We start from the raw sequence: 26,804 nt of genomic DNA, 5'->3' as shown, positions 1-26,804 counted from the left end.
TGGCGGTGGAGCCCGGGGAACTGGCCTGGCGTCCCTCGGTCTGGATGCGTGGTCTGGCGTCGCTGCCGGTGGAGTTCACCCCGTTCGTGAACTAGTGCCGCATCAGGCAACGTTTGCCTCGTCTGCCAGACTGCGCGGGTGATCATCAGACTCGCGCGAGAGCAGGACTTCCCTGGTGTTCTTGGCCTGGCAGCCGAGGTTGAGCACTGGTTCGGCCCAATGGTTGAGAGTTCCGGTTTCCATAGCGCCGTGGACAAGCACATTCGCCGGTCCACGGCGCTCGTCGCTGTCTCCTCGGGATCGGATGTCCTCGGTGGCCTGCTGTTTGGTGGCAAGGCCCCGATCTACCAGGTCCACTGGCTCGTCGTCTCGGAGAAGGAACGCGGGAAGGGCGTCGGCCGTGCGTTGCTGGCGGACGCGACACGTAGGTTCGTGCAGAGTCCGGGCAGCATTGAGGTGATTACCTTCGGGGCCGACCACCCGGGCGCAGTTGCCAGCGGTGCACGCGTCTTCTACGAGTGCCTCGGTTTCAGCCCTGCCGAGGCCGCCGGTCCGGGCCCGGAAGGCGGTTCGCGGCAGGTCTATCGCCGGGCCGTCACCTGAGTCAGGCAACGTTTGCCCTGGCGACAACCTTGCGTAGGCGTCCATCGCCGGTGTGCTTGTTCCGCCAGATGATGTAGCGGCGGATCATGCTGCCCTGCTCCTTGTGGCTGGCGTGGTCGGTGCCGTCCAGCGCCAAGTAGCGCAGGGCGGTGAACTGGGCCTCGATGCGGTTCAGCCAGGAGCTGTTGGTCGGGGTATATGCGAACTCGACGTTGTTGGCCTCGGCCCAGTCGCCGACACGGGCGTCCTTCTTGGTGGTCAGGTGTGGGGAGAAGTTGTCCAGCACGATCGCGATCCGGATCTTCGGCGGGTAGAGGCTGCGCAGATAGCGGCAGAACTCCAGGAACTTCGTCCGGTTCTTCTTCGGCCTGATGTGGCCGTAGAGCTTGTCCCGGGCCAGGTCGTAGGCGGCGAACAGGTGCCGGACCCCATCCGGGCGGGTGTAGGTCGCTCGTCTGCGGGGCCGGGGCTCCCGGTCGGGGTCCTTGTGCTTCCCGCCGCGCCCGGCCCACTGCCGACCGGGGTGGGGCTGGAGGTTCAACGGCCATAACTCATCCAGGCAGAACACCACATTGGGCTCGTCGTCCTCGGGTATGACCTCACCGTCCGCGATCGCGTACAGGTGCTCGACCCGGGCCTTCTTGGCGGGATAGTCGGGATCCCGGGAGGTCTTCCAGGTCTTTATGCGTTGAAACGAGACGCCCTCCTCGCGGAGCAGGATGCGCAGGCCCTCGTGGCTGATGTCGTCGACCACCCCCTCGGCGACCAGGAAGTCGGCCAGCTTGGCCAGGCTCCAGGTCGAGAACGGCAGGCCGTGCTCGGCCGGCTTGGGCTTCGCCACCTTCTTGATCTCGCGCCGCTCGGGCAGGGTGAACCTTCTGGGCCTGCCACCCTTGTACTTCGGGTAGAGCGCCGCGAAGCCGTCGGCATTGAAGTTGTGGATCACGTCCCGGACCCGGTCCGCGCTGGTGAACGTCACCTCGGCGATCCTCGCCACGGGCATGCCCTGCGCGGACAGCAGCACTATCTGGGCCCGTCGCCAGGTCACTACCGACCCGATGCCTCTACGGATGATCCGCAGCAGGCGCTGCCCCTCGGCGTCATCGATCTCGCGGACGCATACTCGTTCTGCCACCCGACCAGCCTGGCGACACCGCACCGTTGGGCCCAGCACCCGAACGGCGCGTCACGTCACCACGGGGCAAAGGTTCTCTGACACGGCACTAGCGAGCGCCGGTGAGCACGTCGCCGCTCGCTGGCGGCACGATCCGGAGGAGGCCGTCGCCCTGGTCCAGCAGCTGGTGGCCAGCGGCGAGTTCACCGAGGACGAGGTCCTGGACGACGCGGTCGACTCCGCAGCGCTGACCGGTCTCCTGACGTTGCAGGAGGTGCGCACCGCGTCCGACCCGAGCGCGGCGGCGGAACTCTGCCGGAGCACGGTCCACCACCTCGCGCTCGTGGTCACCCTCGCCAGCGCCGACCTGGACTGACCCGGCCCGCCGGTGAGGGGCGAGCGCCCCGGATGCCGAACGCGACCTGTGACGCTCACCGAGCGTCACACCCGGAGGTGTCATGCGTCTCACTCCCGCCGCCGGTCGCGTGGCAGCAGACACCTGAATGTCTGAAATAGCCATGTTCTGAGGGCGGAACGGCCCCGGAAATCCCTCCCGAGGCGTTTGCGCGTGACAGGCGCGACAGTGTGACAACCCCTCTCGGGGTGATCACGCTCCGTGTCCTCTGACCTCGCAGTTGGATCGACTGCCGTCGAAGCCTGAGCCCCGCGTTCTATCTCCTGCGCGCCCTGCTAAGCAGAAACGCCACGCCAACGATGAGGATCAAACCGATGGCGATGATCCAGAAGGGCGGGGAGCCCTGCCCCGCTCCTTTGGCCAAGTGCTGCATGTGCGACATGTCGTTTCCCGTCCTACCCCAGCGATAACTGACTGCGGCCCGGCATAGGTGCCCTGTCAACGCGTACCCCGTGAACCCGTCCAGCTTCGATGGCAGGCGGTCCAAGTTCACTGGCAGAGGACACTCCATGCGGGGGTCGAGTCGGGGGGATCTGCCGGGCCGAGGCGTCGTGGTGGCTGGAGCGTCCCGGAGACCTGGTAGCCGTCCCCGGGATCGACCACGACCAGCGGGAAGTACGTGCCGCGCAGCCAGCTCAGCGGCCACCAGGAGTCGCCCATCGTCTCCAGCCGGTACCGCCGCCACGGGAGCGCGAAGGGCACCTCGCAGCGGTAGGTCTCGCCCACCCGGACGTCCTTGGGGCGCATGCCTCCAGGGTCCTCCCCGCCGGGCGCCGCCGCCCGCTGCCGGGTTTCGTCCGTACCGTCCCGGAGCGCCCCGCGCCGGCGCTACCGTGAGGACACACGCCAGCAACCCCGTCCAGGAGCCCCGGATGAGCCAGCAGCCGACCCCCGCCCCCGACCGCCAGCCCCTCGATGAGAATGCCGCCGCGTCGATCCGCGCCTACGCGGCCGACCAGCGCGCGAAGGTCGATGTCCTCGCCTCGGTGCTGGAGGACATCGCGGAGCACGGCTACCCGGCCGCGGAGTCCGGTGTGCTGTGGGAGGAAGCCCGGGACGCCCACCTGGAGCGCCTCGCCGGCGAGCAGCCCCGTGTCGCCTGAGCACGCACCGCGCCGGTCCCAGGTCGTCCTGGTGGAGCCCGCGCTGAGCCAACTGCAGAAGCTGACGGCGTCCGAGACACATCGCCTGGACCGCGCGATCGTCGCGATCAGCGTCAACCCCGAGCTGGGTACCCCGGTGCCCGACACCCTGCTGCGGGACTACGTGGACGACGTCGACGGGGTCCGGGTGATCTACTACGTGACCGCCCTCCGGCAGATCACGATCGTGGCGTACGTCGAAGCCTGAAGCAGCAGATGCGGCAGCGCCCCGGACCGCAACGGATCCGGGGCGCTGCCGCATCTGCTGCATCTGCTGCACGGCGGGCAAGGGATGCTGCACCGCGAGGCCGGCGGCCGGGCGGCACACGGGTGCTGCTCGTGCAGCAGCGCCGGGTGCTGCAGCAGCGGATCCGTGCAGCATCCGGCCGGGAGCCTGCTGCACGACGGTCAGCTGCTGCCGGTGGCCCACCACTCCATGGGGCTCGGTTCACGCCCGGGGGACGGGCGGCCCGCCGCGAGCAGCAGCTCCTCCGCGCGACGGCGTCGTCGTACGGGACGACGGAGACCAGGGGGCCGCGCAACATGACCGGCACGGACCGTGACGGCGCGGACCGGGACTGAGGCGAGGCGACCGAGCCGGATGGCGGCATGGCAGACCTGGTGGCTCGGCGGCGCGTCCCTGGTCCTGCTGCTCGTCGTCAGCCGCTCCCTGTAGACCCCGGCGGGGCCGGGCCGGGACGTCACATCCCCCGGCCCCGCCGGTCCGTGTCATCCGTCGCCCGGCTGCGCGGAAGCATTGCCGGCCGGGCTTACACCCACCACCGTTGGAGGCGCCCGTGAGCACCACAACCGTGAGCACCTCGGCCAACAACCCGACCCCCACCCCCAGCACAGCGGAGGTCTTCGCCTTCGCGGACCTGCAGATCAGCACGGCGGCCGTCGAACAGTGGCCGCACGCCGACCTCGATCTCGGCGACCAGGTCCCCAGCGTCACCGGATACGTGCTCCGGATTCGCGTGGACGGCCGGCCTCTGTACGCCAAGTACTCGCTGCCCGGGGTGTCCCTCGTGTCGCTGCTGCGCGCGCTCGGCTACCGCATCGCCGCGAAGATCATCGAACAGGCGACCGGCAACTCCTTCGGTGACGAGGTGACCAGCCGGGTGATCCGGCCGCTCCACCTGAACCACAATCCGTCCCCGAGGGCGACACCCGGATGCCTCGGCCGGCCCTGCACGGCTACGTCATCGACTCCACCGGTCAACCCGTGGACGTCAGTGAACAGGGCGACGACGCCACCGCCATCATCTCCACCGCACCCGACCTCGACCGCTTCATCAGTGCCCTGTTCAGCGGTCGACTGCTCGCCCCCGAGCAACTCAACGAGATGTTCGCCGCCCCGCTCGCCAGCAGCTGGCCAGTTCGCCCTTCTGCATGCCGCCCCTGGGACGTATCGGGTCCGTGCCGGTCACAGCCACTCGTCGAGGACTGCGGCCGGCACGGGCAGCGGCCGAGCGGGCAGCGGCCGCTCGGCCGCTGCCCGTGCCGCGGTGCCGTCGGGGGGCCTACGCGTGGCAGACACCGCCGCGGACCATCGCCAGATGTTCGGCGACGATCGGCCGGGCGGCGCGAGCGGCCGCGCGGACCTTCGCGTCGGTGCCCGAGGAGATCTCGTTGTCGATCAGCTTCAGGGCCTGCGTGTGCCCCTCCGCCTGCGCCTTGAGCCAGGCCGGGTCGTAGGCCGAGGTGCCGGCGTGCGCCTTCACCGCGGCCAGTTGCCGTTGCTGGGCGGCGGTCGGCGCGGCGGGCAGCGACACGCCCTTGTTCCGGGCGAGCATCCGGCCCTGGGCGTCGAGTTTGGTGTGGTCGCGCACGAGGACGGCGGCGACCCGCTTGACGCAGGCGGTGGTGGCGTGTGTCCGGGCGTCCTGGCCGGCGGCTATCTCGGCGAGGTTGGACTGGTGGATGGCCTGGAGGAAGTTCGTGTCCTTGCCGGCCGGCGCCGCGGCCGTCGCCGGGGTGGCCGTGGCGGTGGCGAGGGCCAGCAGCGCGGTCGCCGCGGCCGTACCGCACGAATGGGAGAGTCGCATGGGGTCCTCCACCTGTCGGTGAGCCGGAGGGAAGAGGCCGGAGGCGTCTTCCACGCCACCGCTCGGGCCCGGCCCAGGCGTGGCTGTCACTCTCGTCATGCTGACGGCACGCATCGGCCGTCTGCTCGCCCGTTGCGCCGGAAGAGTTGGGTTCCGGCCCCCGTTCCGCCCACGGTGACCTGCGCGGACGATGCCGTACCGGCAGAGGCGGCGATAAGGCCGATCGGGTGAATCCGGTCGTGGATCCGTATGCCTGCCCAGCCGGCCCTCACCCCCCCGGTACGAGGCGGTCGGCCCCGGTTCCCGGCCGCGCCGCTAGTCGCTGGCCTGCATGAGCAAGTCGTCTCGGATGTCGTCATAGCGTTCCTGAGTCTCACGGATGATCGAGGCGAGGAGCATGACGGCGATGATGCAGTGCCCTGGGCTCAGGTGGGACAGGGGCAGATGGTGCACAACAGCGTGCCGGGAGAGGGTCGTCGGGACCGCATCGCCCTTACCCGGGTCGTACGGGGTGTAGAAGGCAGTCAGCGGTGCCAGGAGGTACTGGTGCTTGGGCAGGTAGTCGTTCGGTTTCTTCTTGCCAGCCTTCTGCAGCCTCCCGTGAGCATGCAGGAGCGGCAGACCGCGTTGGCAGCCGTCCTTGACCGGTTCCGGAGGCGCTGCCGTTCGGGGGACGGCCCCTGCACCGGGCCGTGGCGTTCGGCTCACCCGAGGTCGCCGCGGAGCTGGCCGGGCGCGTCGCCGACATCGATGCGCTGGAGGACGGTACGACCGCGCTGTGGGAGGCGGTGGTCGGGCACCGGCCAGAGATCGCACGCGTCCTCGTCGCCGCGGGAGCCGGCCCATGGCGGCCGGTGCTGGCCGGCTGGCCACCGGGCCGGCTGAGCCTGGCCGGTTCCATACCGGACCTGTTCCTGCTGCCCGAGGGCGAACGGGTGCTCAGCGAGGCGGAGTCCGCGGTGGTGCGGGAAGGCCGGCGGCACATCGCGGCCCTGGCCGATGTCGGCTACTACGACGGCACGGGACTGGCCTGCGTGGCCGGCATCGACGCGCAGGAGGCCGTACGGCGCCTGGCAGCGGTGCCGCCGGACGCCGGGCTGCTGGACGACCCGTATGGCGCCGACACGGACGACAGCCTGCGCATCGTCGGGGTGACGACCGTACCGGGCGGTTGCGTCGTCGCCCAGCCCTGGGGGTACGGGCCGCAGATGCCGGGTGTACAGGCCCTGCTCTCGACCGGCACTACTGGCAGCACTGACCGGAACCACTTCCAAGGGCGCCCCCCCCGCGTCGGCCGGAGCCGGAGCCGGAACCCGGAGTCCGGAGCCTGGCAGGGCGGGGCCGCCCATCGGTGGCGGCCCCGCCCGTCCCGCTTGGCGGTCAGTACAGGTGGATGTAGCCGTGGCAGGAGTCGAAGATCGTGTGGATCGTGACCTTCACGTACGGGTGCCGACGCTTGGCGATGGCCACGTCCTTGGTCAGCGAGTCGTAGACCCGCGGGAAGTTGCGCGCCTCCATGCTGAGCTTCTGGATCGTGGTCCTGCCGCCGTCCGCGCGCCAGATCGCCGAGGCCGTCATGAACTTCAGGCCCTCCTTGTCACGCAGGTACGTCTCGCGCAGCATCGTGCGGTTGTTGTCGTAGTCGCGGTACCACACCTTGACCTGGCCGCCGCCGCAGCTGAAGTACTTGTAGTGGTCGACGGACGGCCCTGACGGCCGTGGTGGCGGGAGTGCGGGCCGCGTCGGACCGCACGGACGAGTGGGACGCGGCGGCGGCGCCGGAGTGGTGCGCGGGCGCTTCGACGGCCTGCGCGGCCGTTCCGGAGACGACCGCGGCACCGCACACGACGGCGGTCAGGGCGAGCGCGGCGCGCTTGATGGTCTTCATGGCGGGTGTTCCCCTTCTTCGTGACTTCGTGTCTTCGTGCCGGACATCGGGCGCGGCCCCCGAGGCGGGGTGCCAGCGCCTCGCAACCGAGTCCACCGCGACCGCAATTGAATGGCAGGCCCCTGTGACCAGGCGGATCAATGGGCGGGCGGCGGGAACCGGCGAGACGGCCCGCGTCGTCGCTAGCCTCGGAGGTCAGTGGAAGCCGGCGGAGGCCGTACAGGTGGGCGACGGGCCATCCGGCCGCGGCGTGCAGCGGCGCTCGGTCCGACCGGCGGGGCGCCGCCGCACGGCGCGGCGCAGGGAGTACAGACACCATCACCGTTGTCTGCTTCTCAAGCAGCGGCGCACCCGCGCATGCTGGCCGATGACATTTGGTCGGGTGGCTCGCGGGAGATCATCGATCTTCGGCCCTTCCTATGGCGCCTTGGATAGGATTCTCACTTTTTGAGCAGGCACATTGACATATAGATTCCCCTTTTCGCCGCATTGGTCACCTTGAAGGGGAGGGGTGGATTCCGGCCCGTATGCGAAGGGATTCGGCGGGAATCGCGCGGATCTTTGTGCGAATCCTGTGGCAACGTGTGCGGGCCCGGTGATCACTGGGATCACTGCGGCTCATCTTCCTGTGGGGGGAAGCATGCGTACACGTGCCTGGGGCACGTCTCTTCGGCGTGCCCGGAAACGATCCGGATCGACAGCGGCGGTGGCGGTGGTGACGGCGGCCGTGCTGGCCGGGGCCGTCCTGCCGGCCGCGGACGCGACCGCCGCCGACGGCAAGCCCGTCTCCGCGTGGGGTAAGAACAGCCCGCGTTTCACGATGCCGGCGGTGAAGGTCGGAGCGAACCGGCCGGTGAAGTCGCAGCCGTCGAGGAACCCGACGGACGAGGTCTACCTGCCGTGGCTGCTCGAGCAGCGGGAACACGCCAAGAACGCCGCGTACGGCAAGGCGGCGAAACCGGCCGGCGTGGCGGCGGACCCATCGGTGCTGAACCTGGTGCCGGAGGGCCAGGGCAACGTGCCCTGGCACCGCTACACCAGCTTCGCCATCACGGACGCACTCACCGCGAGGATCGACTACTCGACCGGCAACCTGATGCTGACGGCGACGGCTTCGACATCGCCGGCGTCGGCCAGCGCCTGCGGCTGGCGCGGACGTACAACTCGCTGGACGCCCCTTACGGCCGTGTCTCGCAGCGCTGGTGGCAGCAGTACGAGCGCTATCTGTCCCTCTCCGGCACCGAGGTCATCTTCTACGACGCCTCCGGCGCGACGGTCCGCTTCAAGAAGAACAGCGACGGCTCCTTCACCACCCCGAAGGGCTACTCGGAGGACCTGAAGAAGAACTCCGACGGCACCTACACGCTGACGAAGTGGAAGTCGGGCGCGAAGGAGACCTACGACGCGAGCGGAACGCTGACGAAGGTCACCGACCGCAACCACGGCAGCGTCACCGTCACCCAGAACACCAGCGGCGGCTTCAAGCTCACCGAAACCCGCTCAGGCCGCTGGATCGACCTGAACAAGGTCAGCGCCTCCCTGTGGCAGGCCAAGGACAACACCGGCCGCACCGCCGCCTACGGCCTGGACACCGACGGCAACCTGACCACCACCACCGACACCGAGGGCAAGACGGTCACCTTCGGCTATGACACCTCCGGCCGCATCAGCAAGATCGCCACCGCCGAAGGCCGGGTCACGGTCTTCTCCTACGACGACGTCAACCGGATCACCTCGATGCTGCGCGCCACCGGCTTCAACGCCTCCGGCAGCACCGGCCCCACCTGGACCTACGTCTACACCAGCGAATCGGCCACCGCGGCGGGCAAGACCACGGCCACCGACCCCGAGCTGCACGCGACGCAGTACGAGCACGACAGCGACGGCCAGGTCACCGACGTGACGGACGCGCTCACGCGCAAGCGGTCGACGAAGTTCGACGCCAACCACAACATCGACACCGTCACCGACGCGATGGGCTCGGGCACCACCCCGGGCAACGTCACCGACTACGGCTTCGACAGCCGCAACAACCTTCAGACCGTGAGCCTCCCCGGGCAGTCGGCATCCCAGCCGGGGCCCAAGACGGTCAACAGCTGGCAGACCATCGCCGGCGGGGACGTGCCGAAGGACTCCACCAACGCCGACGGCGAGAAGACGTCCTTCACCTACGACAGCGTCGGCAATACCACGACGGTGGCCCAGACCGGCACCGGCGGCGGCAGCGTCTCCTACGACTACAACCCCGCCACCCCCACCTGCGGCGGCTTCGAAGGCCAGCGCTGCGACCAGAAGACGAAGATGACGTCATCGAAGACGGTGCAGACCGACTTCCACTACGACACCAAGGGCAACCTGGACTGGGCCAAGGCCCCGGCGCCCCTGGGCAAGACGACGTACACCTACGACGACCTCGGCCGCACCAAGACCGTCACCGACGCCCGCGGCGTGACCGTCACCTACACCTACGACAACCGCGACCGGATCCGCATCGTCGACACCACCAACAAGGCCCGTGTGCAGTACTGGTACGACGGCGACGGCAACCTCTCACAGCGCACCGACGGCACCGGCACCGTCTCCTACGAGTTCGACCCGCTGCAGCGCGAGACCGTCCGCCACCTCCAGGACGGCTCCCAGACCCTGCTCGCCTACACGGCGGCCGGCAACGTCGACTACTACCAGGACCCGGCCGGCAAGACCGACTACACCTGGAACGAGGTCAACAAGCTCGCCGAGCTCAAGGACCCCCAGGGCGCGGTGACGACGTACAAGTACAACAACAACGACGTCCGCACCACGACCACCTACCCCGGCGGGGCGGTGCAGAAGGTCGACCCGGACAACGCCAGCCGCCCCAAGAACATCAAGGTCACCTCCGCCCAGGGCACCCTGGTCAACCTGGCCTACACCTATACCTACGGCACGAACAACGCCACCGACGGCACCAAGATCCGCACCATGACGGACAACGTCACCGGCCGCAAGCGCACCTACACCTACGACGGCGCGGGCCGCTTCTCCTACGCCAGCGAGGTCAAGGACGGCAGCATCGTCGACTCCTGGCAGTACTGCTACGACCTGGCCGGCAACCTCACCTCACAGGGCACCGACCCCGGCTGCCCTCGCGGCACCACCTACACCTACAACGACGCCCAGCAGCTCACGTCGAAGTCCAGTTCCAGCGGCACCTGGTCCTACGACGCGGTCGGCAACGAGACCGCCGGCGCCTCCACCGACGACTACCTGCGCACCGGCGAGACCTGGACCGACCACTCCCAGATGTCGTCCATTACGGTCAACGCCCGGACGTACGCGGGTCAGTACGGTTCCACTGACCAGAGTGAACGAATCAAGTCGGCGACACGCTCTTCCACAACGGCCCGCTCGGTCTGTCGGCGAAGTCAACTGCCGGTGTGGACATGGGCTTCAACCGTGAGCCCGGGGGCACGTTGAATTCCATGACGACCGGGGGCAAGAGCTGCTACTACCTCACCGACGCGATCGGCTCCGTGATCGGTCTGGTCGACGTGGACGGCAACAAGGTCGACAACACCTACACCTATAGCCCCCGCGGCGTCCACCTGCTCGCCCAGTCCTCCGAGCCGGTCGAGCAGCCCTACCGCTTCGCCGGCAACTACCAGGACCCCACCGGCCTCTACCACCTCCAGGCCCGCTACTACGACGCCAACATCGGCCGCTTCACCCAGCCCGACCCATCCGGCCAGGAACAGAACCCCTACCTCTACGCCGAAGGCGACCCCGTCAACCGCATCGACGCCAACGGACTGCTGTCGTTCGATATCGGCGGATAAGCCTGCCTCTGGGTGTGCGGTGGTGCGGGGCTGTCCATCAACAATGACGGAAGCGTTCACCCGTACCTGTCAGCGGGAGTTGGGACGCCTGGCGCGAGCGTCGATGAAGTTTGGCGTCCGGTTCCGCCGATCAAGGATGGACTGGAGAAGCCGCCTGCGGCTTTGGTCCGGCAGAACTGTCTACTGCCACGGACGGTTCGGAAGGAGTCGGTACGGGCGGCAGCACCGGAAAGTGCTCTGGCACTGTCAAGTACACCTTCTGACTACATGGAGGATTCAGTGCAAGGACTTGCCTCCTTGGCGACCAATCGACCTGATGGACCTTCTTGGTCGCCGTATTTGGCCATCGGCCTGTTCATCGTGGTGGCAATCACCATAGGGGTGCTGTACGCCCGGAAACGCCGTCAAGGAAAGTAAAGAACCGGGGGGGGGGCACTCATGGGTGCCCCCCGGGTACTCTCGAAGAGAAGAAGAGTGAAGTATTGCGTATCGCTGTGGGTCTACTCGTAGCCTTGTTCGGAGCGGCGGAAGCCGTATTCGGTCCAGACTTCGCTGCCCGCATCGGCGGCCGGGCCGATGGGAGATTCAGTCGCAGTAACACTATAGCCTTTCGATTGATTGGCTCCGTCATCGCCGTATTGGGTTTGCTGTATGCGTTTAAGGTGATCGGGTGAAACGGCAAGCGGCGCACCGGCACCGTCGTACGCCGCGGCGGCCGTGATCCGCTCGGGCTCGGTACGGCGATTGGCGTGATGATGACCGAGTGCGGCATGGTCGCCCCGGCCGCCGGCGGCAGCGTCCTCGCGCAGTTCGACGACATTCTCGCCGCGGCCGAGCCGGTCACATCCAGGCCGTGGGCTTCGACGCGGACACCGGCTGGACGTCGCCCCCGACGCTCCCGCGTTCGGCACGAAGCTGCGCTGGAGCGCGCCGAAGCTGGTCGCGGCCGCCAACGATAAGGCGCGCGGCCGTCCGCACGCTGTACGTCCTGGCGCCCGCGCCCGTGAAGGCCGGCCCCGCCACGGTGGCCGCCACCGCGGCCCCTAGCCGGCCGTGCCCGCCGCGCCGGTGCAGCGACGGACCCCGCCGTGCCATGGAGGCGCACCGTCATGCCGTCCGGCCGTCCAGGGTGGACCCGGCCATCGCGGAAGCGGTGGAGTAGCAGACCGCCGCGATGCGGGAGCTGAGCCGCCGCTTCCCTGAGCCGGACATCGTCCCGGACGACGGGCCGGCCTCGATCGAGACCACCCGGGCACAGCGCGCCCGCGACGGGAACGGCCCGGGGAGTGGGACGGGCACAGTCCGCAGGCGGCGGCACGGCAGCGTGCGGGGAAGGCACGGCCAGAGAGGGAGCTCGGGCAGCAACGGCCTTGGACCGCATGCGGACGCGCGACGGCAGGGGACGCCCGGGCCGCCGCCCGCTGTCGGACCGCTCCGGGCCGTTGCCTTGCGTCGGGCGGCGGCCGTTGTGCCGTGCCGGTCGCCCTTGTGCCGTGCCCGTCGTCCACGCCGCCGTACGCCGTGTCGGGCTCGACGGGGATACGGCGCCTCGGACAGCAGGCGGATGCGAGAAGCCAGCGGTGCGGCGCGTGGAACGGCGGTGGCCGGGCGGGCCCGTCGCGGTGGCTGGCTGCCCGCGGTCCCGGCGGCCGGGCAGGGGCCATGCGGGGCGATGGTGTCGCACTCGGGGCCGGCGGGCCGCGCGGGACCCAGGCTGGCACGGGGCCGGCCGGAACGGCGGAGGCCGGGGGGCCGCGCGAGCGCGGGCGGGCGCATGGGCGCGCCATGGCCGACCAGGACAGGCTGTGGCGGGCGGCGAGTAGTTCTCCCCCTGGGGCGTCCGGAACGAGCACCGGACGAACCACAGTCGGATACCGCCCGACCCGGTCGACCAACGCCGACCGCGGCAACTCGGAGGGCGGCATCGCAGGAGGTGAGCGACGGCGGCGTCATCGGCCCACCGGCTGGGTTGGCCGTCCGAGCCACCGCAGCAGCCCGGTCGCTGAAGCGCATGGCGGCGTACTCAGCTGTGCAGCCCGGCCTCCCACCTGCGCCGGCGCAGCTCATAGTCGCTGAAGAGGTGTCGGCTCCGGTCGAGCAGCTCGCCCACTTCCGCTTCGCGGCCCCGCCCGTCCGCCGACGGATGCCAGCGCCGCACGGATTGCCCGGCCCAGGTACGCAGCTTCGCATCCGAGTCCTCCAGCAGGGCGACCGCGGCCCGCAGTCCCACGACACCGCCGCGCGCGTCGAGCAACCGGAACGCGGCGATGCGGACGTGCCGCGGACGTGCCGAGCGGATGCGCTCCAGTAGCCAGTCGGCGGGCAGCTCCTTTGCCCAGGGCAGCAGGGCAACGACGCTCTCGCGGACGACACCGGCGGCAGGGTCGTCGAGGAGCGGCTGCAGCCGCTTCGCGTCTACGCAGTCCAGTGTCCGCAGTCCTGCCACCGCCCGCGCCCGCACTCCGGCGGTGGGGTGCGTGAGCAGCGGCCACAGCAGGCCGGCGTCCGTGCGGTTTCCGCACTCGGCCAGCCCGATGACCGCGCCGGGCGCGAGCTCGGGGTCGTCCGGTGCTGTGCACCGTTCCCGGTACCAGGCCGCTGGGTCGCCTCCCCGCTGTCGTACGACGTAGCGGGCACAAGCACGCACGAGTGCGGACCGGTCGCCGAGAAACGGATCCGCCCGATCTGACCACCCCGCCCGCCGTAGCCCGGTGACGCCGGCCGAGCGGGTACGAGGGTTACGCGCGGACAGGAGGTGAGGCAGGACATCCTCGTACGCCTCCTCGTCTCCCAGAGCCGTGAGCGCCGCTGTGGCGCACAGGTCCTGGACCACGGTGTCCTCGTCTCGGGCGGCGGCGCGGGCCAGCTCGGCGGGACAGAGCAGCCGGCCCTCGACGGCCAGCCGATAGGCGAACCGCCGGACGAGGCGGTCGGGGTCGGTGAAGAGAGCTGCGAGCTGCCCGCGGGATGCCCGGCGCAGGATCTGACCGAGCATATCGACGCCGAAGGCACCGCGGTCACGGCGTCCGACGCGGAGGATGAGCGACGCGTGAGCGGAGGCGGAGTCCGCGTCCAGGGCCTCGCGCAGCAGGTGCCGGGCGCCCTCGCGTACCGGGCCGGCCCAGTCGGCGCAGCGGATCACGACCAGCGGCAGCAGACCGGGGTATTGGGCCGCATGGCGCACCGCCTCCTGACGGATCCGCCCGTCGCGATGGCAGAGAGCGAGTGCGAGCAGAGACTCGTCGAGCTGCGACAGGTCGACGGGCAGCGGGGCGGACCTTTCCCACTCCGTCATGAAACGTCCAGTATGCCAAAGACCTTCACGGGCGCTTGAGTCCAGCGCGAGCCAGTCACCGGGATCGGCGACATCAAGCGTGTTCCGAAGCGGCGCACCTCCCGCGAGCCGCATCACCGCCGCTGTCTCGGCCTCCACGTCCCCCAACATTCCTGCCCCCTCCAACAGCCGTGTTGGATGATCGTAGGGTGCTGGTAGGCGCATGGCGCCGGAATATGGCCCGTGGTCGCCGAGTAGCCACCGCTGTGCGCGAGGACGGCCCCATTTTGTCGATCAGCAAGCAGCGCGGCCGCAGGCCGGTGGCCGGCGCCCCGGTGCGGGTCGGGGACGGCGCGGGCCAGGGCAGCAGCGGGGGAGGGTGCCTCTGCCGCCGGAGAACCTGCGGGCTGTCCTGCCCGCGCCGCGTCCGGCCGATGCGCCGGCACGGCTCGAGCGACCATGATCGCCATAGCCGGAGCAGGCGCGTGCGCGGCGCAGCGGTGACAGCCCAGGGCGGCACGGGCGTAGCAGCAGGCGACCGCGGGGGCGACAGTCCGAGACCCTGCGGGGCGCGGTGGCCGGATTCACCTCGTCCAGCACGACGGCGTGCGGCCGCGCGGCGGTGGGCGGCGAGGGCGCGACAGCCCCATGCCGGCGCGGACCGGCCGAGGAGCCCGCAGGCGAGGCGAGTAGCCGGGCGGCACACCGGGCCGGGCCCGGGGAGCGCGGCTACGACGGCTGATCGACACAGGGCGGGAGGGGCAGCAGGCCGGCGGCCGCCGGGAGTCGGACGGCGGCACGGCTGGCGCGCGGCACGCGGCGAGGACCGGCCGGTTGCGGCGCCGGACGGCGGGGAGCGGCAGCTGACCGGCGGCGAGCACGGCCGAGGCGGTTGCGGATGGTGGCCAGACCAGGACCGGAAGACAGCGGCACGGCGAGCCGGCACGCGACGGCCGGGAGCTGGACGGCGAGCCCGACACGGAGGAAGCGGGGCGGGCTCGAGGCGGCTATGGCGCGGACGCTGGCACCGACGGTGGCGGGAGCCGGACGGTGGACGGCGAGCAATGCGCGGCCAGGCCCCGGCCAGCGGCCAGGCCCCGCGGCTCCTGGCAGACAGACGGGGCGGCGGCACAGCCCCGGTGACGGACCGGCCGAGGAGCCGCAGGCGGCACACCGCCGGCGGGCGGCGGAGCCAGGGCCGAACGGCGAAGACACGGCCGGACGGTGGCCCGGGGGCGCCAGCACACGGCGGTACGGCCCGCGCGTGGACGGCCGGGCGCATCGGCGGTCAGCAGCCACGCGGCCAAGCCCGGCAGAGACGGACCCGGACGAGCAGCCGCAGCGGACCGGCTACGACCGCGGAGGTGCCGGGCCCGCCGAGGCCCGGCGGCAAGAAGTCGGGGAACCTTCCCCGTTTGCAAGTCCTCCCCGCCTCCCTGAGGACGTCGCCGAGTTCACCAGTCTGCTCGCGCCCGGCGGCGCCCAACGTTCGCGGTGGTCAGGCCGTAGGGGAGCGGGTAGAGGTGATCACGACGGATGTGTAGGGCATGGTGGCGTGGCCGCCGAGCTTGTCGATCGCGGACCCGGCGCTGTCCAAGACCTCCGCCATTTTGTCTGCGGGGAGTTGGGTGAGGCCGCCGAAGGTGGGGAGCTGGTCGAGCCACTCCTCTCGGGAGTAGGTGCGCTCCCAGGTGAAGCGCCACTGTTCCGGCTCGCTGAACCTGCCGGTCTGCCGGATGCCGTCGGCGATTTTCGCGAACAGTGGCTGGTAGGCGTCCACGGCCGGCCCTCTCAGCAGGCCGGGGTTGAACGGGGAATCGGGATCGACCCGTCGGAGTGTTTCGGCGAGGGCGTCGATCACCTGGGCCGGGAGCTGAGGGACGTGGTGGAAGGGGGCGAGTCGGCCGCCGGGCCGGAGCACCTGGGCCGCCTTGGCCGCGCCGGCGACGGGGTCCACCCAGTGCCAGGCGGTGCCAGCGATGACCGCGTCGAACTGCGGCCCGGCCGGCTGCCAGTCCTCGAACCTGGCGACCTCGACCTCGACACGGCTGTGTCGCGCGAAGGCGGCCATCCGCTCGTCAGGCTCGACACCGAGCACCGTGCAGCCGGCCGCCTGGAATTGCCGGGCCTCGATGCCGGTCCCGGCTCCGACGTCGAGGACGCGCCGACCGGGGCTCGCCGCGACGATCCTGTCCACCAGGGCTTGGGGATAAGGCGGTCGGGCGCGGTCGTAGCGTTCGGCGTCCACTCCGAACGACTGAGCCGTCTGCCGGTGGCGGTGGGGCTCGGGGCCGGACTTGTCCGGCTGTCCCTGCGATAAAGTGGGCATGCGCCCACACTAATGGGCGATTGCCCACTTGGTAAGGCGGGGCGAAGCGGGAAGGGAGACAATGCCGTCGGGGGTACACATCCACAACGTGCGCGGCCAGTTGTTCGAAGCTGCCGAGCGCGTCCTGCTTCGGGACGGGCCCGACGCGTTGACCAGCCGGGCCGTCACGGAGGAGGCGAAATGCGCCAAGGGTGTGCTGCACCGGCACTTCACCGACTTCGACGCTTTCCTGGCAGAACTGGTCCTCGACCGCGTCCGCGGCGTCGAGGAACGGACCACGATTCTGCGTGCGGCCGCCGGCTCCGGGAGCGTCGTGGACAACCTCGCCGACGCGCTGCGGGACCTGTTCGGGCCGGTCACGGTGGCCATTCTCGCGCTCATCACCTTCCGCGACGGCCTCCGCGCCCGGCTGCGCGAGGCCGGCCTGACCGGCCTCCCACTCGCTGTGCACGGCACCGCCATGATCGCCGCATACCTCACCGCCGAGCGGGAGTCGGGGCGCCTGGCAGGTGACGCCGACATCGACACACTTGCCCCCACCCTCGTCGGGGCCGGGCACCTGCTGTTCGCCGACCGGACAAGCGCCCCACCGCGGCCCGTCGCCGTCCGCAAGATGGTGATCACCGTCATCGCCGGCGCCTTGCGACCACCCCAGCCGTAGGTCGGGCCGTGGGGCAGGTGACGGAGGATTACGCTGCGTCCAAGAGGCTGAGCAGGCGCTCTGCTTCGTGGATGAGAGCGGTGCCCGTGCGAGTGGCTGCAAGGGGGCTCGGGCAGGACGGGCCGGGCCACGCGCCTCCAACCCATGGCGTCTGCCTCCGATCCCGCGTGAACCCGCGTAGCGAGTCCCGAGCCCCGCAGACGGCATCGGGAGTCTGCCCCCTCTCGCCATGGTCACGCCCCCGGGCCGTAAGCTGCGGGCATGGGGCGGGGCAAGACGGAAGATCCCAGCGGGCGTCGGCGGCTCACCTGGTCGAACAACGAGTGGAATCGGGCGGCTGCGCTGTGCGCGGGGCAACTGCCGCTGGTGTGGTTGGCGTGGTGGTTTGCCATGGAGGCAGGCCGCGACGACTACGACCAAGGTGGCGGCGCCTTCCTCGGCGTCTTCTGCGTAATGCTGATCCTGCCGCTCCTCGGCCTCCTCCACGCGACCGTGCAGATCATGCCCGCCGCGACCCTGGCCCGCCTGCGGCCTCGTGCCGTCCGGGGCCCGGAGTGGGCCTGGCATCTGGGCGGATCCGTGCTGATCAGCACGGGGTGGTCGGCGCTGGGGTATGCGTTGTGGGACTGGCCGGCCGTCGACACCCTCCCGTGGTTCGCCGGCGTCGGCGCCCTGCCGGTGCTGGTCCTCGCCCGCCTACGCGGACGCCCGTGGGGGTCGTGGGGTGTCTGGCACCGTTCGGCGGGCGCGAGTTTCGTCCTCTTCGTCGTGTGTGGAGTGTCGGTGGCCTCGCTGGCCGGCCATTACGAACCACCTGAGCTGTCCGACGGGCAGCTCGTCGGGGACTGGCGCGGCGCGGACGGGGGTGTGCTGCGGCTGGCACCGGACGGCCGGGCCGAGTTGACCCGCGTGCCGGCCCACAACGACGTCGACGAGGACGGCGACTTCTCCCTGTGCGACGGGACCGGCACGTGGACGCGCCAAGGGAGGAGTGACTTTCGGAACACCGGCCGCGACGGTGTCCTCGTACGCCTCGACGGCGAGTGTGGCCAGGAGACGTACTGGACGATCGGCGGCACCGAGCTGAAGCCGGAGCTGTTTGTGCTGTTCGGCGACCCGGACGGTGGGGAGCTGCGCATCATGACCCGGCGTTGGACACGTCCAGGCCGCCTCAGTCCGGCAGCCGGGACGCTCGTCCCCGCCCCCCAGCGCCCCGCCCCCGGCGATCACCGTTCGACCAGCTGCGCATCCTCACCCCCACTAGGCAGCGCTGTCCTAGGGGCCCCGGTCCTCCGGTTGGACGGCGCAACGGCGTGAGGCGTGAGGCGTACGTCAACGATCAGGGCGCACAGGCGTCGTTGGTGGCTGCCACGGCCCGCTCGAACCGACCGGTACCGGATCGACACCCTCGGCCTGTACCTCTCACCCTCCGGCTGCGTGTGGCTCCCGCTCGGGCACGGCAGCTGGGAGTCGTACTGCTCCGCGGAGTTCGGCATCAGCCGCGCGCAGGACCAGCTGGCCGGTGGAGGAGTACCTGGACCTGCTCGGAGCCTGCCGCCGCGATCGCCACGATCGGCCCCCTGCCACCCGATCTGAGGCAATCTCTGACCTGGGATCAGGGCACCGAGATGGCCGCCCACCGCGGCTTCAGCATGGCCACCAACGTCCCGGTCTACTTCTGCGACCCCGGCAGCCCGTAGCAGCGCGGCCCGAACGAAAACACCAACGGCCTGCTCCGCCAGTACTTCCCCAAGGGCACCGATCTGGCCATCCACTCTCGTGTGCACTTGGACGCCGTCGCCGCCGAACTCAACAGCGGACCACGCAAAACGCTCGACTGGGACACCCCAGCCGAGCGCCTCGCAAAGATTCTGGAGACAGCCAGTTGATCACAGTGACGCGACGACCGCCGGAATGTGCCTCTCGGCGGTGGGAGGTGTCACGCGGGTAGCGTCATCCCCAACAAGCTGACGCGCTATAGCCCGCGTAGTTGGCGTTGTAGACGTAGAACCAACCGTTGCCGTTCGATGTCCCGCAAGCGGTATACCGGCCGCCCAGGATGACGCTATTTGTGCCACAGGCCCACGTCTGCCCCTTCAGGGCAGTGGTCACCACAGCGGCACTGGTACTGGTATCGGTGCGGATGACCACGTTTTCGAACGTTGTCGCCTTGCCGTCGTTACAGGCCGAGTTGGTCATGGGCTGGGGCGAGCCATCCGCCGCACCCGCAACTCCCGGAAGGGCAAGGCCGACGACGGCGGCAACCGCCAGCGTGACAGTCAGCCTCGATCGCATGATCTTTCCCATTGAGTCCCCTTTGATCGACATTTATACCGTGAGCACCGACAAGTAGGGCCCGAGTTCCGCACCCCGTCAAGCGCCCTGTATGAGGTTGACCTGTTTTCAACGTGAGCTCGTGGTTGAGGAACTGGAGACTCATCGGCCGGGTGCAGCCGCCAGGAGCTGGACGCTGCTGCTGCCGAACTCAACAGCGGCCCACTCAGCACGCGCCAGCGCCTGCATACATTGCTCGCCACCACACGTCAGTGATCACGTGTTGCGACGATCCCCGGAACCCGCCCCGCGAGCCCGACCATGACCCCTTGTCCGCCTCTGCTACCGCCCCGGCCACGGTCGCGTTTCTGCACCCTTGTGTGTAGCTGGTCAGTGACCAGTGAGAGGTAGGGCCCGATCGCTCTGGATCTGTGCGAGGGGCGGCGCTGAAGCTGTACCGGTCGATCATCGGGCGGGCGATCGCAGCGATCGAGGAACTACGAATCACGGCCTGTAGGAAGACACGGCCGGGGTTTCCCGCCCCGGCGCACTCCAAGGCTGGTACCGATCGTCACCCAGGCAGCGGGGGCGGGCCGGGAGCTGGGGGCGGCTGTGCAGCGCCGTCGAGGACCTGGCCGAGCCGGCCGAAGCCCGCGGGCCGGCCGCGGCCGCCGCCGCGCTCGCCGCAGCGCCGGACGCCGGCGACGGAACGGCTACGCGATGGTCCTCACCCGCCTCGTCGCCGAAGGCGCGGCCGCCTGGACGGGCGACGTGCCCGCGGTCCTGAACGCCCTCAAAGTGCCGGGAGTTCCGCGGGTTCTACCTCGCCGCGGCCACCGGCCACGCCGGCCGCCCCGGCGCCTTCCCCAGCGGGGCGCTCGCCGGCGCCGTCACCGCGGCGCTCGGCCTCGTCCGCACCCTCGGCCGCGGGCCGGGGCGATGGGCTGCTCTTCACCGACCAGGCCCTGTCCGACCTGCTCACCACCGCGTGGCGCACGGACACCGCCCTGGACGCCGCGTCCATGTCACCGGGCCGGCCCGGCTCAAGCTGGGGGCCGAGCTGAAGAAGGCGTACAGCACGGGGCCTCGATCCATACCCTCGCGCACGGCTGCGGGCGCTGTACGGGTTCGTCCACCGTCTGCTCACCGAGGCCGAACCACCATGCGCACGCGCTGCGGACCGGACACCCGCCGTCGACCCGCACGCTGACCAGGCCGGCCGGCGCCGGAACCGGCTGCGGATCGGCTGGTTCGCGTCCCAGGTCTGCCCGGTGGGCTCTACGGTGCACCAGTGAGCTGATGCCTTCGGCTGGCGGTGCACTGCCCGCCGCCCAACTGCCGGCGGTCGACGAGGCCTTGGCCGCCGCGCTGCGCGCGCAGGGCACGGTCGGCGTTCGGGCGCTGGGTCTGCTCCGGGACGCGCGCCGGGTCCTGGCCGGCACCGGGCTGGAGCGGCCGGCGGAGGTCGCGGAGTCGTGCCCGCGCGGCGCGGCGGACGCCCTGCTGAGCCTGCCGGGTGCCCCGGACGCGGTGGGCTGGAAGTCTGCGGCGAAGGACCTGCTTGCCGCGGTGGAAGCCCCCCGGCCCCGTCCGCCGCCGTGCGTCGGACGCCGCGTTCAGCCAAGTGCGGCAGACGGCCGAGGTGCTGCGCGGGCAGCTGACGAGTCCGGGGGGCTTGCACCGGGCCCGGACGGCGGGGATCGCCGAGCCGCTGATGGGCGTGGCGCTGAGCAGCTACCTCGAGCGGGCTCTGCAGAACGCCCCGGCCCCGACGGCGCGCTCGCCCGCGCCCGCGCGGGCCGGTCCGGCGCCGCTCCCGGCAGTACCCGGGTGGCCGGCCGAACCCGTGGCGCTCAGCGCGCCTTCGCCGCCGCTACTTCTGGTGAGTGGACACGGTGGACCCCACCCCGCACCCGGTGGGCGCGATGGGCGGTGTCGCGCCGGGAGAGTGGAGCCCACCGTGGGGATCCACCCGATGGGAGTGGAGTCCACTGCGGAGTGCACCGGGTGGGAGTGGGCTCCACCACGACATCGGGTGGACTCCACTCGGGCGCACCCGGCCGGTGGGAGGTGCGGGACATCGAGGCATCCGGTGCGCGCACCCGTCCCGGTGATGCGCACCGTGCGGTGGCGATGAACGGCATCGAGCGCACCGGTGCGCGCACCGAGGACGTCGCGCATCCCCGGCCACCGCACCGTGGTGCGCGCGCGAGGCGGCGTGCGCGCACCGGTGAACTCGGCCCCGCGCACCGGTGCGCGGGGCCCACCCGGCCGGGATGCGGCGGCACCCGCGACCTCCCCGAACCCACGCCGTGTGATCTGCCGCACATTAGGGGCCCGCATAGCACGCATTCGGGACTTCGAGGTGACCGCGGTCAAGAGGGTGTGTGATAAAGGAGCCCGGCTTCACCCGACCCTCCCAGTGACGGAGCCACCCCCGCCCTGGGTGCCGCACCACACGACGTGAAGCGCACCATCAGGAGCGCGCGGCGCGCCGAACCGCGCACCACCGGACGGAGGGTGCGCGCACCGACCGCACCGGCGTAGCGCCTTGAGCACACCGCGCTGCGCGCCGCCGCCGTGGGAGTGGAGTCCACCGTGCGGAGTGGACTCCACAGGGTGGACTCCACCGCGCCGATGGGCGGACAGGGTGGCCTCCACTTGATGCGCGGCATCGGGTGGGAGTGCACGACTGCGGGTGGGGGAGTGGACGGCAATCGGGGCCCACTGTCTCGGCAGGCCGGGCACCCCCTTGTCCACCTCCGCTGCCTCCGGCATCACCATCGAGAACGGACAGCGCCCGGGGGAGGAGAGATATCCGTCCCCGGGCGCTGCCCCGGCGGTCCGGTTCAGGCCGCGGCCGCCGGCTGCCCGGCGTAGGCGTCGCCGCGGATGTCGGGGAGGAACTGGTGGACCTGGTCGACTTCCTGCATGCATTCGATCAGGAACCCGGCCGCGATCCGGGCGGTGTGTGCGCCGCCGCCCGCGAGGCACCACCGCTTGAGGTACCGGCTCGCCACGGTCACCAGCTTCCCGGCGGCGTACGCGGACTCGCAGTCGGCGTGCTCGTCGGGCACGCCGGTGAGGTAGCCGGCCAGCAGCAGCGCACCGAACTCACCGATCAGCCGCGCCAGCTCGGGGCCGTCGGCGTGGAACTGTGCCAGCGCGGCCTTCTCCTCCTCGCTGCCCTGCTCCTGCCAGACCAGCTCCACGTAGTCGCAGGCCCGCAGGATCTGCTCCGGGGCGAGCTGGGGCATCTTGGGCGACGTCGTCTCCATGACGGCTCCTTGCTGTTCGCTGGCCGGATGCCTGGTGCGTCCGGCCGATCGCCCTACGGTGCGCGCCCGGCCCTGTGGACAGAGACCGCGCTCCAGGAGACGGGGCCGGGTGTGACCCCCATCACGGACAAACTCGGACTGAAAGGGGCGGTCAAGGAGGAATCGGACGCCGGTTGTCGGTGGCCGTCAGAGCGCGGACAAGGGGTGGCTTCACACGGTGGCTCCGGCCCGTGCGCCAATCCGCGCGCGGGCCGGACGACCGCCGTCCCGGCCCGCAGGCCGGAGAAACCGGGGACACCGTGCCCGCCGATCTCACGCCCGACCCCGCCCACGAACACCACGCGGCCCGTGGCCGCCGGCCTTCCGAGGACATCAACCAGGTCCCGCAGGCCCCCTCCACGGGCCCCTCCATCGCCCCCTCCACGGCCACTTCGCCCGCCGGGCGCATCTGCGCAGGTCAGCCCCGGAAGTCAAGGTCCCACGACGCGTTCGACAACCCTCCTAGGCCGGCACAGGTCTGGAAGCCGACCGGAGTGCGACGCAAGGAAGTGCTGAGGGCTCTGGGAATCTTCCAGCGGGCTACCGCCGATCAGCTCTGGCGGATGCTGCGCCCCGCGGACCGGCACGACCGGATCACCAGGGACACCCTGAACGCGTTGAAGGAGTCGGGCCTGGTCCGGGTGGAGACGCGACTGGAGTCGGGACACCAGCTGTGGGTGCTCACCGAGAAGGGCCACAAGGAAGCCAAACTGCTGCTGCCCAAAAGCGTGCGGATCTCCGCGCTGCGCAAGCTCCGCCTCGACGCCAAGGGCCAGCCGGTGAAGGACGACGGCTACGACGAACACGCCGCCGCGGTCACGACGACCGCGGCCGTGCTCACCGGGGCCGGGTACGGCACCCCGCTGTCCTGGCAGACCGAGATCGCCCACCGCCTGCCGTACGGCTACACCCAGTACGCCGACCTGACGATGCGCGCCCCGGACACCGGGGTGCCCGCGATGCTCCTGGAAGTCGACCGCGTCAACGAGCCCGTCGACGACCTGGTGGACAAGCTGCGCCGCTACACCGACTGGTTCGAGCTCCTGGCACCGAAGGCCGACGCGGCCAAGGAGCGGGCGGCCCGGGGCGCGGCGGTGCACGCCTTCCGGTTGTGGTCGCGGATCTACCCGGCGACGGGCGGCGAGGGCTACGTGCCGGTGGCGTTCGTGTTCACGGGCAAGACGGAGGCGCAGCGCGAGAACCGGATGCGGCGCCTGGAGCAGAGCGCCCGCCGCTACTTCGCCGGCACCCCGTACCGGGGTGAGGGGTTCACGGCGGTCGACTACCACCAGGCGGTGCCCTGGTCGTGACCGAGCTGGAGCGGATCACCGCTGACCCGGCCGGGGCCGCGGGCAGGGTGTGGCGCAGGCTCGGGCGTGAGGAGTGGCAGACGCTGAGCGAGGCCCTGGACAACCCGGACGGTGAGCGGCTGTACCGGGTGGAGCTCCGGGAGGCCCGCCGGCGTCAGGCGGAGTGCGAGGCCGCGCACCGGGAGGCGCAGCGGCCGGTGTGCACGCGGTGCGGCACCAAGTTCACCGACGACCGCTGGCGGGAGACCACGCGGTCCTCGTGGCCCGGCGCATGGGACCGGCTGTGCGGGCCGTGCGCGATGCAGGCCGCCGACCGCGCGGAGGCTGAGCGCGTCGCGCGCCGCCAGGCGGAGGAAGCCGAACGCGCGGCAGCCGAAACGCCGGCCGTGAAGCCCCGCAGCCGGTTCGGCATCGGGCGCCGCCGGTAACGGACGGGCACGGAGACCGGCGTGGTTGTCGGTGGCGGCTGGAAAGCTGATCGCATGAACGGAGACGAGCAACTGCTGAACCGGCGTGTCTACGGCGCGGATCATGACGACCCCCATCCCGGCCCGCTCCCAAACCGGACCTACGCCGAACTGGTCGGCGGGCCGCTGGACGGCCTGCTGCTGGACATCCACGGCTGGCGGACCGGGGAAGTCGACGACGGCGTGGCCCTGGCCACCGAGCTCTCCCGGTGGCCCGGCGGCCGGGCTGTACGACCCGCGTCCCGGCGAGTCCCGCGGATCGGGGCCCGGCGTCAGCTGCCGCTTCTACTGCCCCGGCGACACACCTTGACGGCCCACCGGTGCCGCCGTTATCTACGGCCTTTCCCCGGTCGGCTGGCTGGCGGTGTTCTCGTGTCGAGTGGACGCTGCTGTCACCCGGAGCGGAGCTCGCTCATCGCCCCACCTGGGAGATGACCTCCGCTGATGGCCAGACCGGCCAGGCTGTGGTCAACCCCGACCATGGCCTCGAGCGGGGTGGAGTCGGTGTACGGCCCGTGCCACGCCGACGCCGTCGCCCGCGAGAAGGCCGCCGCCGAAGCTGCCCGCCTTGAGGCCACCGCGCCGCCGGAGCCGCAGGACGGCCCCGAGCCGGGCCGGGGCCGCGGCTGGTTCCGCCGGCGGACTTAAGGGCTGCTGTTCGTGGCGGACTGGCTCACCTGCGGGCGCCCATCACTACTCGGGGCGCGCTCGTATTGCTACGGCAGACGGGCAGGTAGCGCTCTGTGAGCAGGGTCGAGTGGCGAGGGTGGAACCGGAGGGGGCGTTGGCCTGCTCGGGCACGATGACTAATCGGCCCGGGGCGCTGTGCGGTCAGCAACCCAGGACCACACCGTGGTCAACTTGGTCACGACCACCGCTGATAGTCGCTGTAGTTGCACGGTTCCAGCCGGACGCCCTGGGAAAGACTCCCGTCCAGACAATTCTGTGTGCCCTCGTGGGTGATGTAGTCGTAGGTGTCCCAGAACCAGTCCTGGTAGCTGCTGCCGTTGCACGCGTTCAGCCGGACGCCCTGGGAAAGACTGCCGTCCAGGCACTTCCCCGACTGGACATGGACAAGGCTGTAGCCGTTGTAACTCCAGTTCTGGTAGCTGCTGCCGTTGCAGGTGGTCAGCCGGACGCCCTGGGAAAGACTCCCGTCCAGGCACTTCCCCGACTGGACATGCTTGATGGGCGTAGCGGTCGGCGCTGCCTGCGCGAGAGAGGCCGCAGCCACGCTCAGGACGAGAGCGGACGCGACGGAAGCCAAGGAGCCAATAGCGCGGTTGATGATGATCTCCGCTCGCTGGGGCTTGTTGGTCATGTCGATGGCAGTGTTGCGCCGGAGTTCACTGACGTCGACACCTACGACGAACATGGCGAGAACGCCCTCGCAGACGGCCGAAGATGTACCTGGCGGTAGCCTGAGCAGCCGCGACCACAAGAGCGCTGTGTCCGGCGCGTGCCGGGCCGGCAGCGGTGATGCCGGTCCGCGCCGTGCCAGTAGTGACCTGAGCGGGTGCGAGCCTATGGGCGGGCTAGCCCGCGGTACGCAAGAAGAATGCCCGCGCCCCGGGCCGCCCTTCTGAACGGCGTGGGACGCGGGCGCGCGGAAGGGACCCGGAGGCTTACGCCGGTACGGGTGCCGGATCCGGGCGCAGTGCCGCAAGCGGAGAGCGCCGGCCCTTCTCCACCGTGCGCAGCTGTTCCCAGTCGACTTCGGGGTGGACGGGGAGGACCGCGTCGACGGAGGCGGTGGTGTAGAGCGCGACGTCGACGGCCCCGGCCCGGCTGGTGCCGAAGCGGACCTCGATCGACTGCGGGGAGCGGACCCATCCAAGCCGAAGCATGTGATCGAACTCGACTCTGCGCACCCCCAACCGGGCGGCGGCCTGCTCGGGCCCGAGCGGGGCGTCGGCGGCGACCAGCTCCGCCAGGTCCTCGCGCCGGCAGACTTGGTCGACCTGGTCGGGGTGGTGCAGCGTCCCCTCCGGGTTCGCGCTCAGGTCGACCAGGAGGCCGCGGTCGACGAACCGGCGCACCAGGAACGCCGTCACGGCTCCCTTCCCGCAAGTGGTGACGGCGCCTATGCGGAGCGCCATGCCCTGGACGCAGCCCGGCGCGCCGAGCGGTCGTAGCGGCGGGCGGTT

At 70.7% G+C, this 26,804-nt stretch carries 21 protein-coding genes and 3 pseudogenes; 12 read left to right on the top strand and 12 right to left on the bottom strand.

The window, feature by feature from the left end:
* Nucleotides 1-138 precede the first annotated feature (138 nt).
* Nucleotides 139-603 (top strand): GNAT family N-acetyltransferase, encoded by a 465-nt coding sequence (locus ACZ4SV_RS36015; protein ID WP_468011267.1) that lies wholly within the window; start codon nucleotides 139-141, stop codon nucleotides 601-603.
* A 1-nt stretch (nucleotide 604) separates the two neighbouring features.
* On the opposite strand, the gene ACZ4SV_RS36010 is transcribed toward ACZ4SV_RS36015, so the two are convergent.
* On the bottom strand, nucleotides 605-1,738 hold the full coding sequence (locus ACZ4SV_RS36010; protein ID WP_468011263.1) for an IS630 family transposase: 1,134 nt from the start codon (nucleotides 1,736-1,738) through the stop codon (nucleotides 605-607).
* A gap of 166 nt (nucleotides 1,739-1,904) precedes the next feature.
* On the opposite strand from ACZ4SV_RS36010, the gene ACZ4SV_RS36005 reads away from it, so the two are divergent.
* On the top strand, nucleotides 1,905-2,093 hold the full coding sequence (locus tag ACZ4SV_RS36005; RefSeq protein WP_468011259.1) for a hypothetical protein: 189 nt from the start codon (nucleotides 1,905-1,907) through the stop codon (nucleotides 2,091-2,093).
* Between the two features lie 528 nt (nucleotides 2,094-2,621).
* Here the strand turns inward: ACZ4SV_RS36005 and ACZ4SV_RS36000 are convergent.
* Nucleotides 2,622-2,879 carry a hypothetical protein gene (locus tag ACZ4SV_RS36000; RefSeq protein ID WP_468011255.1) on the bottom strand — a complete coding sequence of 86 codons (258 nt, stop codon included), beginning with the start codon at nucleotides 2,877-2,879 and terminating at the stop codon, nucleotides 2,622-2,624.
* Between the two features lie 125 nt (nucleotides 2,880-3,004).
* Here ACZ4SV_RS36000 and ACZ4SV_RS35995 point away from each other — a divergent pair, with 125 nt between their 5' ends.
* Together ACZ4SV_RS35995 and ACZ4SV_RS35990 are read left to right on the top strand one after the other, a co-directional pair.
* Entirely contained in the window at nucleotides 3,005-3,235 is a 231-nt protein-coding gene (locus tag ACZ4SV_RS35995) for a hypothetical protein (protein ID WP_468011250.1), read from the top strand.
* Nucleotides 3,225-3,482 carry a hypothetical protein gene (locus tag ACZ4SV_RS35990; protein WP_468011246.1) on the top strand — a complete coding sequence of 86 codons (258 nt, stop codon included), beginning with the start codon at nucleotides 3,225-3,227 and terminating at the stop codon, nucleotides 3,480-3,482. The genes ACZ4SV_RS35995 and ACZ4SV_RS35990 overlap by 11 nt, the downstream gene beginning before the upstream one ends.
* Before the next feature lie 1,315 nt (nucleotides 3,483-4,797).
* Here ACZ4SV_RS35990 and ACZ4SV_RS35985 read toward each other — a convergent pair.
* Nucleotides 4,798-5,322, bottom strand: coding sequence for a DUF4142 domain-containing protein (locus ACZ4SV_RS35985; protein WP_468011242.1), 525 nt, complete (start codon nucleotides 5,320-5,322; stop codon nucleotides 4,798-4,800).
* A 692-nt stretch (nucleotides 5,323-6,014) separates the two neighbouring features.
* On the opposite strand from ACZ4SV_RS35985, the gene ACZ4SV_RS35980 reads away from it, so the two are divergent.
* The gene (locus ACZ4SV_RS35980; RefSeq protein ID WP_468011239.1) at nucleotides 6,015-6,755 is read left to right on the top strand and encodes a hypothetical protein; all 741 of its coding nucleotides are present in this window, start codon (nucleotides 6,015-6,017) and stop codon (nucleotides 6,753-6,755) included.
* On the opposite strand, the gene ACZ4SV_RS35975 is transcribed toward ACZ4SV_RS35980, so the two are convergent.
* The gene (locus tag ACZ4SV_RS35975; protein WP_468011235.1) at nucleotides 6,703-6,978 is read right to left on the bottom strand and encodes a hypothetical protein; all 276 of its coding nucleotides are present in this window, start codon (nucleotides 6,976-6,978) and stop codon (nucleotides 6,703-6,705) included. The two genes, ACZ4SV_RS35980 and ACZ4SV_RS35975, sit on opposite strands and share 53 nt — an antisense overlap.
* An 872-nt stretch (nucleotides 6,979-7,850) precedes the next feature.
* Here ACZ4SV_RS35975 and ACZ4SV_RS35970 point away from each other — a divergent pair.
* Nucleotides 7,851-11,025, top strand: a pseudogene (locus ACZ4SV_RS35970) (RHS repeat-associated core domain-containing protein).
* Nucleotides 11,026-11,525: 500 nt separating this feature from the next.
* On the opposite strand, the gene ACZ4SV_RS35965 reads toward ACZ4SV_RS35970, so the two are convergent.
* From ACZ4SV_RS35965 to ACZ4SV_RS35950, 4 genes are all read right to left on the bottom strand, one after another.
* Nucleotides 11,526-11,978 carry a hypothetical protein gene (locus ACZ4SV_RS35965; protein ID WP_468011232.1) on the bottom strand — a complete coding sequence of 151 codons (453 nt, stop codon included), beginning with the start codon at nucleotides 11,976-11,978 and terminating at the stop codon, nucleotides 11,526-11,528.
* A 154-nt stretch (nucleotides 11,979-12,132) separates the two neighbouring features.
* A complete protein-coding gene (locus tag ACZ4SV_RS35960; RefSeq protein WP_468011229.1) occupies nucleotides 12,133-12,273 on the bottom strand; it encodes a hypothetical protein in 141 nt (46 codons plus the stop codon).
* A gap of 775 nt (nucleotides 12,274-13,048) precedes the next feature.
* Nucleotides 13,049-14,434: a HEAT repeat domain-containing protein gene (locus ACZ4SV_RS35955; RefSeq protein WP_468011271.1), complete on the bottom strand. Its 1,386-nt coding sequence runs from the start codon at nucleotides 14,432-14,434 to the stop codon at nucleotides 13,049-13,051.
* Between the two features lie 1,363 nt (nucleotides 14,435-15,797).
* Complete coding sequence (locus tag ACZ4SV_RS35950) at nucleotides 15,798-16,628, bottom strand: class I SAM-dependent methyltransferase (protein WP_468011225.1); 831 nt, start codon at nucleotides 16,626-16,628, stop codon at nucleotides 15,798-15,800.
* 61 nt (nucleotides 16,629-16,689) lie between these two features.
* Here ACZ4SV_RS35950 and ACZ4SV_RS35945 point away from each other — a divergent pair, with 61 nt between their 5' ends.
* From ACZ4SV_RS35945 to ACZ4SV_RS35935, 3 genes and pseudogenes are all read left to right on the top strand, one after another.
* Nucleotides 16,690-17,289, top strand: a complete 600-nt coding sequence (locus tag ACZ4SV_RS35945) for a TetR/AcrR family transcriptional regulator (RefSeq protein ID WP_468011222.1) — start codon at nucleotides 16,690-16,692, stop codon at nucleotides 17,287-17,289.
* Nucleotides 17,290-17,550: 261 nt separating this feature from the next.
* Nucleotides 17,551-18,606 carry a hypothetical protein gene (locus ACZ4SV_RS35940; RefSeq protein ID WP_468011218.1) on the top strand — a complete coding sequence of 352 codons (1,056 nt, stop codon included), beginning with the start codon at nucleotides 17,551-17,553 and terminating at the stop codon, nucleotides 18,604-18,606.
* Nucleotides 18,607-18,845: 239 nt separating this feature from the next.
* Nucleotides 18,846-19,178, top strand: a pseudogene (locus tag ACZ4SV_RS35935) (IS30 family transposase); the annotation flags it as partial.
* Between the two features lie 64 nt (nucleotides 19,179-19,242).
* On the opposite strand, the gene ACZ4SV_RS35930 reads toward ACZ4SV_RS35935, so the two are convergent.
* On the bottom strand, nucleotides 19,243-19,596 hold the full coding sequence (locus ACZ4SV_RS35930) for a hypothetical protein (protein WP_468011214.1): 354 nt from the start codon (nucleotides 19,594-19,596) through the stop codon (nucleotides 19,243-19,245).
* Nucleotides 19,597-22,412: 2,816 nt separating this feature from the next.
* A complete protein-coding gene (locus tag ACZ4SV_RS35925) occupies nucleotides 22,413-22,841 on the bottom strand; it encodes a hypothetical protein (RefSeq protein ID WP_468011212.1) in 429 nt (142 codons plus the stop codon).
* A gap of 533 nt (nucleotides 22,842-23,374) precedes the next feature.
* Here ACZ4SV_RS35925 and ACZ4SV_RS35920 point away from each other — a divergent pair.
* The 3 genes and pseudogenes from ACZ4SV_RS35920 (at nucleotide 23,375) to ACZ4SV_RS35910 (ending at nucleotide 24,967) form a co-directional block, all read left to right on the top strand.
* Nucleotides 23,375-24,190 (top strand): replication-relaxation family protein, encoded by an 816-nt coding sequence (locus ACZ4SV_RS35920; RefSeq protein ID WP_468011208.1) that lies wholly within the window; start codon nucleotides 23,375-23,377, stop codon nucleotides 24,188-24,190.
* The gene (locus tag ACZ4SV_RS35915) at nucleotides 24,187-24,618 is read left to right on the top strand and encodes a hypothetical protein (RefSeq protein WP_468011204.1); all 432 of its coding nucleotides are present in this window, start codon (nucleotides 24,187-24,189) and stop codon (nucleotides 24,616-24,618) included. Before ACZ4SV_RS35920 ends, ACZ4SV_RS35915 begins: the two co-directional genes overlap by 4 nt.
* A gap of 54 nt (nucleotides 24,619-24,672) precedes the next feature.
* Nucleotides 24,673-24,967: pseudogene (locus ACZ4SV_RS35910) on the top strand (hypothetical protein).
* Nucleotides 24,968-25,522: 555 nt separating this feature from the next.
* On the opposite strand, the gene ACZ4SV_RS35905 reads toward ACZ4SV_RS35910, so the two are convergent.
* Complete coding sequence (locus ACZ4SV_RS35905) at nucleotides 25,523-25,891, bottom strand: RICIN domain-containing protein (protein WP_468011200.1); 369 nt, start codon at nucleotides 25,889-25,891, stop codon at nucleotides 25,523-25,525.
* A gap of 391 nt (nucleotides 25,892-26,282) precedes the next feature.
* Nucleotides 26,283-26,804: hypothetical protein (locus tag ACZ4SV_RS35900; RefSeq protein WP_468011197.1), on the bottom strand; the 522-nt coding region annotated here is incomplete at its 5' end.

This window comes from Streptomyces sp. NPDC027672 (assembly GCF_055566335.1).
Note: the sequence above shows the minus strand (reverse complement) of the source record. Positions and strands in the feature narration are given on the sequence as shown.